Source organism: Streptomyces sp. NPDC005925 (genome assembly GCF_040638805.1).
Lineage (GTDB): Bacteria > Actinomycetota > Actinomycetes > Streptomycetales > Streptomycetaceae > Streptomyces.
In genome coordinates this window covers 51,682-67,539 of record NZ_JBEXVL010000021.1, presented here as the reverse complement: position 1 = coordinate 67,539, position 15,858 = coordinate 51,682, and the positions used below count along the sequence as shown (strand labels likewise).

The following is a 15,858-nucleotide window of genomic DNA, read 5'->3' as shown; positions in this document are numbered from 1 at the left end:
GAAGCGGAAGACGTCGACGCGCGCCGCCGGCGGGTTTCCGGACGGCTGCGCCGGTCTCCGCTTCGCGCCGGTCGAAGAAGCCGCCGGCTACGGCGTTGTCACCACATGACCCGAATCGCCCCGCAGTCGGTCACGGGTACAACTTCGGTATTCAGACGCCGAGTTCACCACTTGCACGCCCATATCCGACTGGAATGCACGACGCGACCGGGCTGCGGCTCCGATGCCGTGCCGGGGTGCGCGGACCACGGCGGGTGAGCCGGAGGACGGCACGACTCGAGCCGGTGACGCGTCGCGTCCCGGCCGCACGCGCGAACGGACACCGGAGCACTCCGGCCGTTACGGGGCCGCACGCGCGGACCCCCTCGACGTCCGTGCCCGTCCGGGCCGTCCGTGCCCGTCCGGCCCGGACCGTGATGACCCTGCCGCCGTACGGACGGAGGTCGGGGCCGGAGAGCACGTCGGAGACCGGGTCGTGGACCGGGCGGACTCGCGGAGGAGATCAGGTCGTGGACCCGTGTGACGGCCGGGGAGGAGATCGGGTCGTGGACCCGCGTGACGGCCGGGGAGGAGATCGGGTCGTGGACCCGGGTGGAGCCCGGGGAGGAGATCGGGGTCAGATGCCGACGGCCTCCCGTACGGCCGTGGCGAGGATGCGGGGGCCGTCCTGGGTGAGGACCGACTCGGGGTGGAACTGTACGGACGCGAAGTGGGGCCCGCGCAGGGCGTACACCTCGCCGTCGGCCGGGTTGTGGCTCACCTCGACGAAGCCGACGCCCGGCACCTCCCGTTTGTCCTCCAGGCTCCGGGCGGCGAACGTGTTGTAGAAACCGACGCGTTCGGTCGCGCCGAACAGGTCGATCGGCTTCTGGACCCCCTGGTTGGGGGTCTTCAGCCGGATCACCTCCAGTCCCAGGGCGAGGCTGAGTACCTGGTGGCTCAGGCACACGGCGACGAACGGGGTGTGCCGCTCCAGCAGGGTGCGCACCGCCGCGTGGAGGTGGCGCATCCTCGGGTTGCCGCTCTCGGCGGGGTCGCCGGGGCCCGGGCCGAGGACGACCAGGTCCCAGCCGTCCAGGGAGTACCGCTCGTCGAAGCGCCGGACCGTCACCGCCAGGCCCAGGGCCCGGAGCTGATTTTTGATCATGGAGGTGAAGGTGTCCTCGGCGTCCACCACGAGGACCCGCAGTCCGGCGAGCAGGGGTTCGCTCCGCGTCGCCATCCGGTCGGCGTCGTCGCGCAGCCAGAAATCGGCGAGGCAGCCGTTGCGCGCTTCCAGAGCCGCCCTGACCTGCGGGTGGTCGGCGAAGCGTGCGCTGCCCGGGTCCGGGACTGCTACCTGGCCGGCCGGTTCGGCGGGGCGGGCGCCGCTGCCGGAGTCGAGGGCCGCCACCAGGCCGCCCGCCTTGGCACGGGTCTCGGCGCTCTCGGCGCGCGGATCCGAGTGGCGCACCAGGGTCGCGCCGACGCCGATGCCCACCCGGCCCGCCTCGCTGATGGCGGCGGTGCGGATGAGGATGGCCGAGTCCAGCGCCGTACGGCCCGACTCGTCGCGTCCGATGAGCGCGGCCACGCCGCTGTAGTAGCCGCGCCCCCGCGGCTCGTACTTGCTGATGACCCGGCAGGCGCTCTCCAGGGGGGAACCGGTCACGGTCGGGGCGAACATGGTCTCGCGCAGGATGTCGGCGGCGCCCCGGGTGGTGTGCCCCTCGATGAGGTACTCGGTGTGGGCGAGGCGGGTCATCTCCTTGAGATAGGGCCCGACCACACGGCCGCCGTTCTCGCAGATCCGGGCCATCATCTTCAGTTCCTCGTCGACGACCATGCAGAGCTCGTCGGTCTCCTTGCGGTCGGCGAGGAACTGGAGGACACCGTCCAGGGTGGGCCCCTGGGGCGGGTAGGGGTACGTGCCGCTGATGGGGTTCATCACGGCCTTGCCCCGGTCCACGCTGATGTGCCGCTCGGGGGTGGCGCCCACGAAGGTGCGCTCGCCGGTGTGGACGAGGAACGTCCAGTAGGCGCGTGCCTCCCGTCGCAGCAGCCGGGTGAAGAAGGTCAGCGCGCTGTGCGGGCCGTAGTCGGTGATGTCGGCGACGAACGAGCGCTTGATGACGAAGTTCGCGCCCTCGCCCGTACCGATCTCCCGGCCGACGACGGCGCGGACGATCTCCTGGTAGGACTCGTCGTCCACGTCGAAGTGCCCGCCGCTCAGGGTGATCGGCACCTGGGGTATCCGGGCCAGCGCGTCGGGCAGGCTCAGCCGCTGCTGGTCCGTGACGGCCAGCGCGATCAGCGGGGCCCCGTCGTCGGGGACGGTGAAACCGCGTTCGGCGATCTGCCGGTAGGGGATGACCACGAGGAGGTCGTGCTGCGCGCGGCCCGTGTGCACCGGCCCGTCCGGCAGCGGGAGGGCGGCCAGCGTCGCGGGTTCGGTGACCTCGCCGACGAGGACGTCGAGGTTGCCGGCGCCCGCGCTCTCGGGCCGGTACAGCAGCGCGTACGCGTCGGGCGGGTCGGTGAGGATCCGGGTCAGCAGGTCGCCTCCGGCCGCCTTGGCCGACGTGGACGCGCTCATGCGAGGACCTCCTTCGCGGTGAGGACGACCGCGCACCGTTCGGCGGCGTAGTCCAGGGCCAGGCGGTGGTACTGCTCGGAGAAGTCGGCGACGGCGTCGGCCACGAGGAACGGCTGGATGTCGTGGGTGAACGCCTCGACGGCGGTCATCAGGACGCCGACGTGCGCGTACACGCCGCAGAGGATCAGCTGGTCCCGGCCGCTCGCGCGCATGCGTTCCAGCAGCGGGGAGTTGAAGAACGCGCTGTAGCGCCACTTGGTCAGCCGCCAGTCGCCGTCCACCGGCGCCAGCTCGTCGATCACCTCACGGTCGGACGGCTCGGCGCGCATGCCCGGCCCCCAGAAGTCCTTGAGCAGGCCCCGCTGCTGCTCCGTCATGCTGCCGGGCTGCGCCGTGTACGCCACCGGGACGCCGAGCGCGGCGCAGCGGTCGCGCACCGTCGCCGCGTTCTGCACCAGCCAGCCGCGGACGCTGTCGGGGAAGGGTGCCAGGAAGAACCGCTGCATGTCGTGGACGAGCAGTACCGCGCGGGCCGGGTCGGGGGTCCACTGGGCCGTATTGGCCGGCAGACCACCGGGGGTGGGCATCGGGTAGGCCTCGATAGGGGGTATCCCAGGCATGGCTTCGCTTCCCGTTCCTGTCTCGGATGAATCGTGGTCGTGCCGACGGCGGCCGTTCTTGGGGGGCGCCACGGCGGCGGCCCTCCCGGTCGAGCTGCGGAGCGCTCGGGGTGGGGCGGGCGGTCGCCGCCGTGGCCGTCCGGCTGTCCTGCGGGCACGGGTGCGACCACGTCCCGGGGGTGTGCGCCGCGGGCCCGGGGCGCGCCGGACGTGCCGCACCCGTGCGGTGCGGCCCGGTCAGCCGGAGAGGCCGCCGTTGAGCTCGATGACCTGGCCGGTGAGGTAGGCCGCCCGGTCCGAGACCAGGAACGAGACCAGGTCGGCGACCTCTCGCGGTGTACCGGCCCGGCCGAGCGGGATGTTGGCGAGGTGGCGCTCGGTCACCTCGGCGGGCAGTGCGGCCGTCATGTCGGTGTCGATCAGGCCGGGCGCCACGGTGTTGGCCCGGATTCCGTAACGGCCGACCTCCTTGGCCAGTGACCGGGTGAGACCGATGATCCCGGCCTTCGAGGCCGCGTAGTTCGTCTGTGTGGCGTTGCCGTGCACCCCGGCGATGGAGGACAGCGTGACGATCGCGCCGCGGCGGCGCTTCATCATCGCGAACACGACGGCACGGCAGACGTTGTAGGTGCCGGTGAGGTTGGTGTCCACCACCCCGTGCCACTCGTCCTCGGTCATCAGGGCGAGCGGGCGGTCCCGGGTGATGCCGGCCGAGGTGACGACGGCCGCCAGAGGGCCGGCCTCCTTTTCGGCCCCGGCGACGAACTCCTTCACCTGCGCGAGGTCGGCGACGTCGACCTGCCGGTGGTGGACGCGGGCACCGGCCGCCTCGGCGGCCTTGGCCGCGGCCTCGGCCGCGGAGGAGTCGGAGCGGTAGCAGAACGCGATGTCGTAGCCGTCCTCGGCGAGCCGCACGACGACGGCGCGCCCGATGCCCCGGGACCCGCCGGTCACCAGCGCGACCGGGCGGGCGGCGGGCGCGGGCCGCTGCCCCGGGTCCGTGCCGCTCACGTCGCGGACTCGGTGCCCAGACCGGCCTCGACGAGTTCGCGTACGAGCCGGAACTTCCCCAGTTCGGTCAGCTGCGACTCGTCGATCTTGACGCCGTAGCGCTCCTCGATGCGGACGGCGATCTCCAGCGATATCAGCGAGTCGACCTCGAGGTCCTCCTTGAAGCGCGCGTCGTCGGTGACTTCCTCGACGGGCAGTTCCAGTGCCCCGGCGACGACGGCGCGGAGCTCTTCGACGTCGAGCGGCCTGTCGGTGTGGTCGGCCATGGCGGTGACTCCTCATCTGGGCGGGGTGGGACTTTGATCAGGCGGTGCGGCAGGGGCCGTGCAGGAACACCGCGGCGACGGCGTCGTCCTCGGGGCCCCCGCAGGTGGCGAGTGCGGTGTGGCCGGGGTGCTCGTCGAAGTGCGCGACGGCGGCGGCGGCCTGGAGCAGTCCGAGCGCGCCGGAGCAGAGGCCGAGCGACGCGGTCGGGTCGAGGACGGCGCCGGCCCGGACGCGGGGCGGGACTGCCGTGTCGTCCGGCGCGGACTCGGCGCCCCCCGCGGTGTCCGCGGAGTCCCGCTCGGGGCCCCCCGCGGCCTCCTCGGGGACCGGGCGGTCGGTCAGCCACAGGTCGACGGCGGGCCCGGGGCGGGCCTCGTCCGCCGGGGTCCGGCCGGGGCCGCCGGACCGGGCGGTGGTGACGGCCTCGGTCAGGCTGTCCCCACGGGCGCAGCCGGCCAGGACGGCGCGGACCCGGGCGCCGCGTTCGGCCGCGCGGGAGGCCGACTCGATGACGAGCGCCACCGCGCCGTCCACGGCCGCCCCGCCGAGGAGCTTGGCGACGGCGTCGCCGTCGGGCTCCACGCCGATCACCAGGGCCGTCTCCGCGCGCCCGGCGACGATGAGCGCGCGGGCCCAGTAGAGGGCGTCGAGGCCGCTGGTGGGGCCGTTGCACAGGGTGACGCTCGGGCCGCGCAGCTTGTGGGCCATGGCGACCGATCCGGCGATCACGTTGCTGGAGGTCTGCGGCAGCCCGAGCGGGCTGAGGCCGAGCACGGTGTCCCGGGCGATGATGTCGGCGAAGGAGCAGACACTGTCCAGGATGCCGAAGTTGCTGCTGACCACGACGGCGGTGGAGTCGCCGTGGCCGGTGAAGCCGTCGTCGCCGAGCAGGCCCGCGTCGCGCAGGGCGGGCGTGGCGCTGCGCAGCGCGAGCCGGGAGGCGCGGTCCTTGTGCCGCAGGTCGCGGCCGACGAGTCCGGTACGGGGGTCGAAGCCGCCCTCGCGGACGGTGCCGAGCAGTTCGTCGGGCAGGGTGAGGCCGGGGACGGCCAGGCCCACGCCGGTGACGACGGCCTCGCGGCGGGCGGGCGCCGGCGCCGAGGGGTGCGCGGTGGTCATCGTGCTGCCTCCAGGATCGCGGCGGCGTTGATCCCGCCGAAGCCGAACGCGTCGATCTGGGCGAGCGTCAGGTCCGCGGCGGCGGCCTTGTCGCGCACCAGCCGCAGACCGGCGGCCTCCTCGATGGGGTCGACGAGGCCGAGGACGGGCGGCACCTGGCCGCGCTGCAGGGCGATCGCCGCCATGACCAGGCTCAGCAGGCCGGAGCCGCCGAGGGTGTGGCCGGTCATCGACTTGACGGCGGTCATCAGCGGTCCGCTCCCGGCCGGGAACATCCGGGACAGCACGGCGGCCTCGGTGGAGTCGTTCTTCGGGGTGCCGCTGCCGTGCAGCATGACGAGGTCGATGTCCCGCGGCGCCACCTCGGCCCGGCGGTGGGTCTCGTGCAGGACGCGGGTGATGCCCTCCGGGTCGGGGGCGGTGGAGTGGTGGGCGTCGCAGTTCACGCCGACCGCGCGCAGCCGCGCGTGGACCTGCCGGCCGGGGCCGGCCGCGCGGGTGAGCACCACCGCGACGGCTCCCTCGCCCATCAGCATCCCGGCGTGCGAGCGGTCGAAGGGGCGCAGCGCCCCGGGCACCTCGTTCTGGACCCGGTCGAGGGTGCCGTAGGCGCTCTCGCCGATGGAGTCGGTCCCGGCCACCACGACGGTGTCGGCCTCGCCGAGCTCGATCAGGTCGGTCCCCATGGCCAGCGCGTAGAGCGTGGCGGCACAGGCGTTGGCGAAGGTGTACGTACGGGTGGCGCCGTAGCGTTCTTTCAGGGCGGTGCCGAAGTGCAGCGCGCCGGGGTCGAGCGGGGCGCCGTGGCGCCACCACAGTTCGGCGCTGCGCTGTTCCTGGAGGGTGGTGCCGACCAGGACGGGTACGTCGGCGAGGTCGTCGCTGTGGCCCGCGTCGGCGAGGGCCTGGTCGATCGCCGCGACGAGCCAGCGGGTGGCCCGCGCCGGCTCGTCGACGCCCGGGCGGGCGCGGTCGGTGATCTCGTACGCCTGCCGGGCGCGGTACTTGTCATGGTCGAAGACCTGGAGGGCGCCGAGGCCGTCGCGGCCGGCGCACAGCGAGTCGAAGATGCCGGACGGGGTGTCGCCCACACAGGCGACCGCTCCCATCCCGGTGATGTCCCACGTCATTTTGCCTGCTCCCGAAGTCGGTGGGCGGCTACCTTGCCGGTGGTCGTGGTGGGCAGCGCGTCGACGAACTCCATCCGCGCCGGACGTTTGTAGGACGCGAGGCCGGTGCGGATACGGGACCGCACGGCCCGGCGGACGGTGTCGTGGTCGGCGTCGTCGGTGACGAGGAACGCCACGGCGCACTCCAGGCCGTCGTCGTCGCGGGCGGCGACCACGGCGCAGTCGCGGACGCCGTCGACGTCGCGCACCACCGCCTCGATCTCGGCCGGGGCCACCTTGTAGCCGCCCAGGTTGAGGACGTCGTCGACGCGGCACAGGTGGGTGAGGCCGCCGTCGGCGTCCCGGCGGACCAGGTCCCCGGTGTAGGCGCCCCCGTCGGCGAAGGTGACCCGGTCGGCGTCGGGGCGGTTGAGGTAGCCCAGCGAGACGGAGGGGCCCGCGATGTGCAGGCGGCCCTCGGTGCCGTCGGGCACCGGCCGGCCGTGTTCGTCGCGGACGGTGGCGGTGACGCCGGGGACGGGCATGCCCATCCGTCCGGGCATCGGGCGGTCGGGCGGCGTGGCGACGACGACGTGCATGAGTTCGGTCGCGCCGAAACAGTTCACGACGGCCGCGCCGAAGGTGTCCTGGATCCGGAGGTACAGGTCGGCCGGGCAGTTCTCGCCCGCGGTCAGGCACAGCCGCAGCCCGGCCACGGCCTCGTCGCCGGGGCGCAGGGCGTCGAGCAGCGCCGCGTAGAGGCGCGGTACGGAGCACAGGACCGTCGGGCGGTGACGGCGCAGGGCGGCCCCGACGACGCGGACGTCGACCGCCCCGCCGATCAGGACGGTGGTCGCGCCGACGTCGAGGCTGCACAGGACGGAGCTGCCGAAGCCGTAGCCGAAGGGCATCCGGGCGGTGGACAGCACGACGTCGTCGGCGCGCAGTCCGAGTCGGCCGCCGAAACCGTCGAGCATGGCGACGATCCCGGCGGCGGAGTGCTGGACGCCTTTGGGCGTCCCCGTACTGCCGGAGGTGTACTGGATGAGGGCGGCCCGGTCGGCCGGGTGAAGCGCGGGCGCCTCGGCGAGGCCGGGGCGGTGGGCGGTGGTGGGGCCGCCGCCGCGCAGGCCGGCGCGGACCTCGTCGCCGGTGAGCAGGACGAGGCCCTCGGGTGCACCGGCCGGGGCGGTGTCCAGGTGGAGGACCCCGGCGGCGCAGTCGGCGGCGATGAGGTCCCGCTCGTCCTCGCCGAGCAGGGGGCTCACGGGGACGGGCACACAGCCGTGCCACCAGAGTCCGAGGAAGGCGACGACGGTGGCCACCGAGTCCTGGGCGACGACCAGAGCGCGCGTGCCGGGCTGCACCCCGAGGGCCTTCAGCGCTCCGGCGTACCCCCGGGCGGCCTCGTACAGGTCGCGGTAGCTGATCTCACCGGCATCGGGATCGACGTACGCGGTCCGGCCGCCGTGACCGGCGGCGAGGTGACGGCCGACCAGCCTTCGCACCAGGTCGGTGCCGCCGGGGGCCGGGCCCGTGCCGGTGCCGGCCGGGGCCGCGGCGGCCCGCCGCGGGGCGGCGCGGTCCGCGGAGGCGGGGGCGGCGGGGGCCGTGCCCGGGGCGGATGCGGCGGCCGGGGGCTCCTGCCCCGCGGTGCTGGGCCCCGCGGTCACCATGAGGTCCTGCTCCTCCGGCGCCGGGGGCTCCTGCCCCGTGGGCGCCGGGGCGAGTGGGCCGGCGGCGTCGAGCAGGCCGGCGGCGTCGAGGACGCTGTCGACGGCGGCGAACTCCTCGTCGGCGAGCCCACGGCCGAAGGCCCGCTCGATGCGCACGGCGACCTCGACCTTCTCGAGGGAGTCCAGCTTCAGGTCCTGCTGGAAGGAGGCGTCGGCGGGTACCTCGGCAAGGTCGAGTTCGAGAACGGTCGCCACGATGTGGCGCAGCCGCTCCACGGCGTCAGATAAGCGCTCAGGCGGCACGGGCGCGCTCCTTGTCGGGCTGTAGGACGGCCGGTTGCGATGACTCCGGGGGGTCTCCCGGTAAGCCGTCAGGACCGTAACCGAGCGGCTTCCGGCGCGTCAGCGACGTCGTCGGAGTCCGTCAAGTCCGCGCCGTGGGTGGTCCGTTCGGGCCCCCCGTCCGGTGCGGCGCCGGGGCCCGGACGTCGTGCGACGCCCGGTCGTGGGGGTGCGTACGCCGACCTGACGCACTTTCCGCACCGTGCTGGCGGCGGCCGGGGGCCCGCCCCTAGCTTTCCGTGGACGAGCCGCCGGTGCGGTCGTCGGTGCGGGCTGCCGGCACGGGGGTCGCACCGGCGGCCGGGTTGTCCGGTACCCGCGCGCGTCGCTGGCGGAGTTGTGACGTCCACCGAAGATTTCCCCGATCGAAGCCAGGTGATCTCATGCCGCTCACGCCCAAAACGATGCTCTCCCCTGAAGCGCGCCAACGTCTCGCGGAGCTACCGGGTCTCGGCGGCGGCAACGCCTGGCGCACAGCCGTCGAGACGAATCCGGCGGCGGATCTGCCGGTGCTGCTCGCCGACAAGCCGCTCGCAGGACCGGACGGGGAGTTGCGGTCGGAGTTCAGCCTCCGCGAGCTCGACGCCCTGGCCGACGCGTGGTCGGCCTGGTACCTGGACCGGGGTGTGGGGCCGCACGACCGGATCGGCGTGTACCTCGCGGACACGTTCGCGTACCAGGTGCATCTGACGGCGCTGGCCCGGATCGGCGCGATCGGCGTACTGATCAACGGCCGCATGCTGCCCGACCTCGCCCTCGGGCTGGTCCGGCGCACCGGCGCCGTCGGACTGTTCACCGACCGGGAGCGGCTGGAGATGTTCGCCGGGCGGGAGCGCGAGCTGCCCGAGCTGCGCTGGACCGCCCTCGACGAGGAAGTGGGAGTGCTGGGCGCCCGTGCGCCGCTCGCCTCGCAGTTGTTCCGGCACGGCGACGACGACGCCGTCGTCATCTGCCACTCGTCCGGGACCACCGGCGCGCCCAAGCCGGTGATCTGGACCCACCGCCAGAGCGTCTCGGGCGCCCGCTTCCGGCTCGTCAATCACCCCGAGCCGGAGGACGTCCTGGTACTCGCGGGCGCACCGCAGTCGCACTCCAGCGCCATCGCGTTCACCTTCTACTCGCTGCTCGCCGGGGTGCCCACCGTCGGCTGGTCCGACCCGACCGGGCCGGGCATCGCCCGTGGCTGCGTCACCCACCGCCCGAATGTCGTCCTGGCCTTCAACGAGGCCCTCTCGCACCTGGCGACGCACGACCCGGACCCGGCGGACTTCGAGTCCGTCGCGGTGTGGGTGAACCTCGGGGACTGCGGCCACGACGCGCACATGCGCCGCCTCATGGCGCTGGGGCACACCACCACGCCCGAGGGCACACGCGTGCCCGGGTCGATCATCGACGACGGTCTGGGCTCCTCCGAGCTGGGCTGGGCCGCGCTGCGCAGGGTCCTCACCCAGGACTCCCTCACCCGCGCCCGCCACCTGGGCACCGCCGTGCCGATCGCCGAGGTCGCGGTGCTGAACGAGGACGGCTCCGAGGCGGGCCCGGACGAGGTCGGCCTGCTCGGGGTGCGCAGCGACTCGGTGGCCCACGGGTACTGGAACGACTCCGACGCCACCTACCGGTCGATGCTCGCCGGGTACTGGCTCTCCGGGGACCTGGTACGCCGCTCGGCCGACGGCGAGTTCTTCCACGTGGACCGGGCGGTCGACCGCATCCGCACCGACACGGGCGACGGATACTCGGCCCTGATGGAGGAGGAGCTGCTCCTCGCGGTCGACGAGCTGGCCGACTGCTCGGTGGTCGCCGGCCGGCGGAACGGGCGCACCGTCCCGGCGGCGCTGGTGACGCTGCGGCGGCAGGCCTCGGCCGCGGACCTGCTGCGGCGGGCCAACGCCGCCCTGGAGCGTGCCGGCCAGCCCTCGCTGGCGCTGCTGGAGATCGCGCCCTCGCCCGAGGACGTCCCGCTCGGCCCCACCGGCAAGGTGCTCAAGCGCCTGCTGCGCGAGAAGTACGCGGCGCTGGAGGACTACCGTCCCGCCGACCCTCGGGCGGTGGCTGTCGCCGACGGCACGAAGGCGGCGGACGCGTGACCGCGCCGACCTCGGCGGTTCCCGGACCGGGGACGCCGCTCGGGGGGCCGCCGGGTGCCGTGCCGACCGGCCCGTCCGAGTCCGTCGTGGCCTGGGTCAACGAGGCCGGGGCCGAGACCCTCGCCGGCCGGATGGGCGTGGTCTTCCTCGAGGCCACCCCCGAGCGTGTCGTGGCGACCATGCCGGTGGCCGGCAACACGCAGTTGCAGCACATACTCCACGGCGGGGCCTCGGCGGCGTTCGCGGAGTCCCTGGGTTCACTGGGCGCGGCCCTGCACGCCGGCGAGGGGCGCATCGCCGTCGGTGTGGACCTCAACGCCACCCACCACCGGCCCGTACGCTCCGGCACGGTGACGGGTGTGGCGACGGCACTGCACCTCGGCGATTCCTCCGCCAGCTACGAGGTCGTCGTCTCCGACGAGGCGGGCCGCCGGGTCTGCACGGCACGGATCACCTGTGCCGTGCACGGCGGGCGCGGGCGCAGGCGCGGTTGACGCAAAGGCATGCCTGCGGATCGCCGCGCCGACCGGAGCCGGAGAGACTGTTCGCGTCCCCGGCCCGACCCGAACCCGGCCTCCGAACACGCCGCCTGACCGCTCGTCAGGCCGCACAGACTCCCGAGGAATAGCCCCATGACCACTCTCCCCGACCGCCACGAGACACAGACCGGGGCGCCACCCGCGTTGCGCACCGGGCCGATTCTCCTGGTGCTGTTGTCGGCCATGTTCTTCGCGCAGTTCGACTTCTTCGTCGTCAACGTGGCCGCGCCCTCCCTGGAGAGCAGCATCCACGCCAGTGCGGCCCAGCTCGAACTCGTCGTCGGCGGGTACGCGTTCGCGTACGCGGCCGGGATGATCACCGGTGGCCGGCTCGGTGACGGCTACGGCCACCGCCGCCTGTTCGTCATCGGCACGCTCGCCTTCGGGGTGACCTCGCTGCTGTGCGGGATCGCCGACACGCCCGCGCAGCTGATCGCCGCCCGGCTCGCCCAGGGCCTCGCCGGGGCGATCATGGTGCCGCCGGTCCTCGCCGTCATCACCGCGTACTTCCCGGACGAGAAGAAGGGCCGCGCGATGGCCTGGTACGGCGCCGCGGCCGGCCTGGGTTCCATCGCCGGCCAGGTCCTCGGCGGCGGGCTGGTGGCGTCCGACTTCGCCGATCTCGGCTGGCGCACCATCTTCCTGATCAACGTGCCGTTCTGCCTGGTCATCGCGTTCGCCGCGATGAAGGTGCTGCCCGCTCACATCCGCCGCGAGAAGACCGGGCTCGACCCGGTCGGCGCGGTCGGCGTCTCGGTCGCCCTGGCCCTGCTGCTGGTCCCGCTGACCACCGGCCACGGCTCGGGCTGGCCGGCCTGGACCTGGATCAGCATGGCGCTGGCCGTCCCGGTGGGCGCGGTCACGCTGTGGTGGGAGCGGAAGCTCGCCGCCGGCGGCGGCAACCCGGTCCTCGTCATGTCCCTGTTCCGCAGCGAGTCCTTCCGCGGCGGTGTGATCGCCAGTGTGGCGTTCATGCTCTACTTCGGCAGTTTCATGTTCACGCTGACGCTGCTGCTGCAGGCCGGTCTCGGCCTCGACCCGCTGGAGGCGGGCCTGGTGTTCTCGCCGATGGGCGTGCTGTTCACGGCCACCTCGATGATCGGCGGCCGGCTCACCGCGCGCTGGGGCATGAACGCGCTGGTGGTCTCCGGCGGGGTGACCGCGCTCGGCCTGGCGCTGCTGGCCCTGCGCCTGATCGCGGCCGACACCGACACCGGCCTGCCGTACATCGTGCTGTGCCTGTGCCTGATCGGCGGCGGCAACGGGGTGGTGCTGCCCGCGCTGTTCGGCGCGGCCCTCACCACGGTCCGCCCGCAGGACGCGGGCACGGCCTCCGGCATCCTCACCACCGCCCAGCAGTTCGCCAGCGCCGCGGGTGTCGCGGCCGTCGGCGCCCTGTTCTTCGCCGTCGCGGGCGGCGACCCCACCGGTCGCGACTGGTCCGTCGCGATGGCCTGGGCGACCGGGGTGAGCTTCCTGCTCGTCCTCGTCGTGATGGCGACGACCTGGACGTTCAAGCGCTTCAGCCCGCCGCCCTCCCGCACCTGACCCAGGCCGTGTCCGCGAAGTGGCGCCTGCCCCACGACGCTCTCCGGGCAACGGCGCCGCTTCGCTGACACGACCCGGGGACGGGGCAGCCCGTCCCCGCTCCCTCCCACTCCGAGAGGCGACACGCATGTGTGGAATAGCAGGATGGGTCTCCTTCGACCCGGACGTACCCGTCACGGCGGACGTCGCCCAGGCGATGACCGCGACCATGATCTGCCGCGGGCCGGACGCCGAGGGCGTGTGGACCACCCCGACGGTGGCCCTCGGCCACCGCCGGCTGTCCGTCGTCGACCTGGTCGGCGGCAGCCAGCCGATGTTCTTCGAGCACGACGGCGAAGTGGTCATCGGCCTCAGCTACAGCGGCGAGGTGTTCAACTACCGCGAGCTGCGTCAGGACCTGCTCGGCCGCGGTCACACCTTCCGCACCGCCAGTGACACCGAGGTCGTCCTGCACGCCTACCTCGAGTGGGGCGAGGACTTCACCGAGCACCTCAACGGCCAGTACGCCTTCGCCCTGTGGGACGCCCGGACCGAGGAACTCCTCCTGGTCCGCGACCGCCTGGGCATCAAGCCGCTCTACTACCAGCCCCTTCCCGGCGGCCTGCTCTTCGGCTCGGAGCCCAAGGCGATCCTGGCCCATCCCCGGGTGCGGCCCGCGATCGACGCCGAGGGCTTCGCCGAACTCCTCGGCTTCACCAAGACCCCCGGCCACGCCCTGTACAAGGGCATGTACGAACTGCGGCCCGGCCACACCCTGCGCATCGGCCGCGGCGGCATCACGGTGCGCCGCTACTGGGCCCTGGAGTCGTACGAGCACACCGACGACCTGGACACCACGATCGCCCAGGTGCGGTCGCTGCTGGAGGACATCGTCGACCGCCAGCTGGTGGCCGACGTACCCGTGGGAACCCTGCTCTCCGGCGGACTCGACTCCAGCATCATCACCGCGCTGGCCGCCCGCCGCGGCCCCATCAAGTCCTTCGCACTGGACTTCGCCCGGCACGCCGACAACTTCCGCGCCGACGACTGGCGCGGCACCCCCGACGCCCCGTTCGCGGAGCTCCTGGCCCGGCATGTGGGCTCCGACCACCACGTCGTCTCCCTGCACTCCCAGAGCCTGCTGGACACCACCGCCCGCGAGGCGGTCATGCGCGCCCGCGACCTGCCGTTCGACCTCGGGGACGGCGACACCTCGCTGTACCTGCTGTTCCAGGAGGTGCGCAAGCACTGCACCGTGGCGCTGTCCGGCGAGTCCGCGGACGAGGTGTTCGGTGGCTACCGGTGGTTCAACCACCCCGAAACCGTTGCCGCGGCCACCTTCCCCTGGCTCGCCCCGCCGTTCGGCACCGGCATCGCCGGGCCCGGCAGCGGCCCCGGCGAGTCCCTGATCAACCGCGGACTGCTGACGAAGATCGACCTCAAGGGATACCGCAGCCAGCGCTATCAGGAGGCCCTCACCGAAGTGCCGCGCCTGGCCGGGGAGTCCGCCTCCGACCGGCGGATGCGGGAGATCGGCTACCTCCATCTGACGCGCTTCCTGCCCTGGATGCTGGACCGCAAGGACCGGGCCAGCATGGCGGCCAGCCTGGAGGTCCGGGTGCCGTTCTGCGACCACCGCCTGGTGCAGTACGTCTTCAACACCCCGTGGGCCATGAAGTCCTTCGACGGCCGGGAGAAGAGCCTGCTGCGGGCCGCCACGCGCGACCTGCTGCCGGCGGAGATCTCCGACCGGATCAAGGCGCCGTACCCGATCACCAAGGACCCGCTGTACCTCGACGGGCTGCGGAGCGCCCTCAAGCGCGCCACGGACGGCCCCGCCGCGCCGGTGCGCGAGCTGCTGGACGAGGAGGCGCTGGCCGCCGCCACCGCCGACGACCCGGCCCCCGGCTACCGGACCGGCACCGAACTGATCCTCGCCCTGGACTTCTGGCTGCGCACCTACGACGTCGACCTGGAGCTCTGAGAGCTCCGGGGAGCAGCGTGCACGCGACGGCGGGCCGCCCGGGACGGGCGGCCCGCCGTCTTCGTGTCAGACGCCGAGCGTGGCACCGCCGTCGACGGTGAGTTCCTGCAGGGTGATGTGGCCGGCGTCGTCGGACAGCAGGAAGACGACGGCGTTCGCGATGTCGCCGGGGATGGCCAGCTTGCCCAGCGGGATGCCCGGCTTGAACGTGTCGAGGGCGCCCTCGACGGTGGCCTTCCGGCTGATCTCGTCCTCCTCGCCCCACATCCCGGTGAGCATCGGGGTGTCGGTGGAGCCGGGCGCCACGACGTTGCAGCGGATGCCGTACCGGGCCACCTCCAGGCCCAGGCTCTTGGTGAACAGCGTGGCGGCGGCCTTGGAGGCGGAGTACGCCGCCATCCCGGTCCGGGCCACCAGGGCCGCGTTGGAGGCCACCGTGACGACGGCCCCGCCGCCGCGCGCGACCATGGAGCGGACCACGGCCCGGGACACGTGGAACACGCCGTCCGCGTTCACGCCGAACGTCGCCCGCCAGTCCTCGTCGGTGAGGTCGAGGACCGGCTTGTAGTGCAGCACGCCGGCGACGTTGACCAGGTAGTCCAGCGGTCCGAGACTGCGCTCCGCGGCGGCCACGGCCGACTCCACCTGGGCGCTGTCGGAGACGTTCGCGGGAAACGCCTCGACACGGTGCCCCTCCGCGGCCAGCGCGGCGACCGTCTCGTGCAGCCGCCCGGCGTCCCGGTCGACGGCCGCCACCCGCACCCCCCGCCCGGCCAGCGCCTCGGCGACGGCGGCTCCTATACCGCCGGCCGCACCGGTGACCAGGGCAACCTTGTTCTGCATGAGCATCTCCACGTCGGGTCGACTGATTCGGGTTTCGCACGACCCGGACACCCGGAGGCCGGGTGCCGGGTACGACTGTCACGCCGGCCACCGGAAAAGGGCAGCCGGCCATGGATGAGGCGCCCGTTGGCCGAAAAGGACCGGAGGAACGCCGGAGGA

12 protein-coding genes are annotated in these 15,858 nt (G+C 73.5%); 4 read left to right on the top strand and 8 right to left on the bottom strand.

Annotation, left to right across the window (positions count from 1 at the left end; all coding sequences use genetic code 11):
* Positions 1-616: 616 nt before the first annotated feature.
* The 7 genes from ABZ354_RS21760 to ABZ354_RS21730 all read right to left on the bottom strand — a co-directional run bounded on the left by ABZ354_RS21760 (position 617) and on the right by ABZ354_RS21730 (position 8,680).
* Complete coding sequence (locus ABZ354_RS21760; protein ID WP_358659122.1) at positions 617-2,575, bottom strand: anthranilate synthase family protein; 1,959 nt, start codon at positions 2,573-2,575, stop codon at positions 617-619.
* Positions 2,572-3,195, bottom strand: coding sequence for an isochorismatase family protein (locus tag ABZ354_RS21755; protein ID WP_358659120.1), 624 nt, complete (start codon positions 3,193-3,195; stop codon positions 2,572-2,574). The genes ABZ354_RS21760 and ABZ354_RS21755 overlap by 4 nt, the downstream gene beginning before the upstream one ends.
* A 237-nt stretch (positions 3,196-3,432) precedes the next feature.
* On the bottom strand, positions 3,433-4,206 hold the full coding sequence (fabG, locus tag ABZ354_RS21750; protein ID WP_358659118.1) for a 3-oxoacyl-[acyl-carrier-protein] reductase: 774 nt from the start codon (positions 4,204-4,206) through the stop codon (positions 3,433-3,435).
* On the bottom strand, positions 4,203-4,472 hold the full coding sequence (locus tag ABZ354_RS21745) for an acyl carrier protein (protein ID WP_358659116.1): 270 nt from the start codon (positions 4,470-4,472) through the stop codon (positions 4,203-4,205). The genes fabG and ABZ354_RS21745 overlap by 4 nt, the downstream gene beginning before the upstream one ends.
* A gap of 37 nt (positions 4,473-4,509) precedes the next feature.
* Positions 4,510-5,592 (bottom strand): beta-ketoacyl synthase N-terminal-like domain-containing protein, encoded by a 1,083-nt coding sequence (locus tag ABZ354_RS21740; RefSeq protein WP_358659114.1) that lies wholly within the window; start codon positions 5,590-5,592, stop codon positions 4,510-4,512.
* Positions 5,589-6,722 (bottom strand): beta-ketoacyl synthase N-terminal-like domain-containing protein, encoded by a 1,134-nt coding sequence (locus ABZ354_RS21735; protein ID WP_358659112.1) that lies wholly within the window; start codon positions 6,720-6,722, stop codon positions 5,589-5,591. Before ABZ354_RS21735 ends, ABZ354_RS21740 begins: the two co-directional genes overlap by 4 nt.
* Positions 6,719-8,680, bottom strand: a complete 1,962-nt coding sequence (locus ABZ354_RS21730; RefSeq protein WP_358659110.1) for an AMP-binding protein — start codon at positions 8,678-8,680, stop codon at positions 6,719-6,721. The genes ABZ354_RS21735 and ABZ354_RS21730 overlap by 4 nt, the downstream gene beginning before the upstream one ends.
* A gap of 422 nt (positions 8,681-9,102) precedes the next feature.
* Between ABZ354_RS21730 and ABZ354_RS21725 the strand changes: the two genes are divergently transcribed.
* The 4 genes from ABZ354_RS21725 to asnB all read left to right on the top strand — a co-directional run bounded on the left by ABZ354_RS21725 (position 9,103) and on the right by asnB (position 14,856).
* The gene (locus ABZ354_RS21725) at positions 9,103-10,806 is read left to right on the top strand and encodes a class I adenylate-forming enzyme family protein (protein WP_358659108.1); all 1,704 of its coding nucleotides are present in this window, start codon (positions 9,103-9,105) and stop codon (positions 10,804-10,806) included.
* 86 nt (positions 10,807-10,892) lie between these two features.
* Positions 10,893-11,300 carry a hotdog fold thioesterase gene (locus ABZ354_RS21720; protein WP_358659183.1) on the top strand — a complete coding sequence of 136 codons (408 nt, stop codon included), beginning with the start codon at positions 10,893-10,895 and terminating at the stop codon, positions 11,298-11,300.
* A gap of 138 nt (positions 11,301-11,438) precedes the next feature.
* Complete coding sequence (locus ABZ354_RS21715; protein WP_358659107.1) at positions 11,439-12,893, top strand: MFS transporter; 1,455 nt, start codon at positions 11,439-11,441, stop codon at positions 12,891-12,893.
* Positions 12,894-13,020: 127 nt separating this feature from the next.
* Entirely contained in the window at positions 13,021-14,856 is a 1,836-nt protein-coding gene (asnB, locus tag ABZ354_RS21710; RefSeq protein ID WP_358659105.1) for an asparagine synthase (glutamine-hydrolyzing), read from the top strand.
* Between the two features lie 66 nt (positions 14,857-14,922).
* Here the strand turns inward: asnB and ABZ354_RS21705 are convergent, their stop codons facing one another.
* Positions 14,923-15,699 (bottom strand): 2,3-dihydro-2,3-dihydroxybenzoate dehydrogenase, encoded by a 777-nt coding sequence (locus ABZ354_RS21705; protein WP_358659103.1) that lies wholly within the window; start codon positions 15,697-15,699, stop codon positions 14,923-14,925.
* Positions 15,700-15,858: the final 159 nt, after the last annotated feature.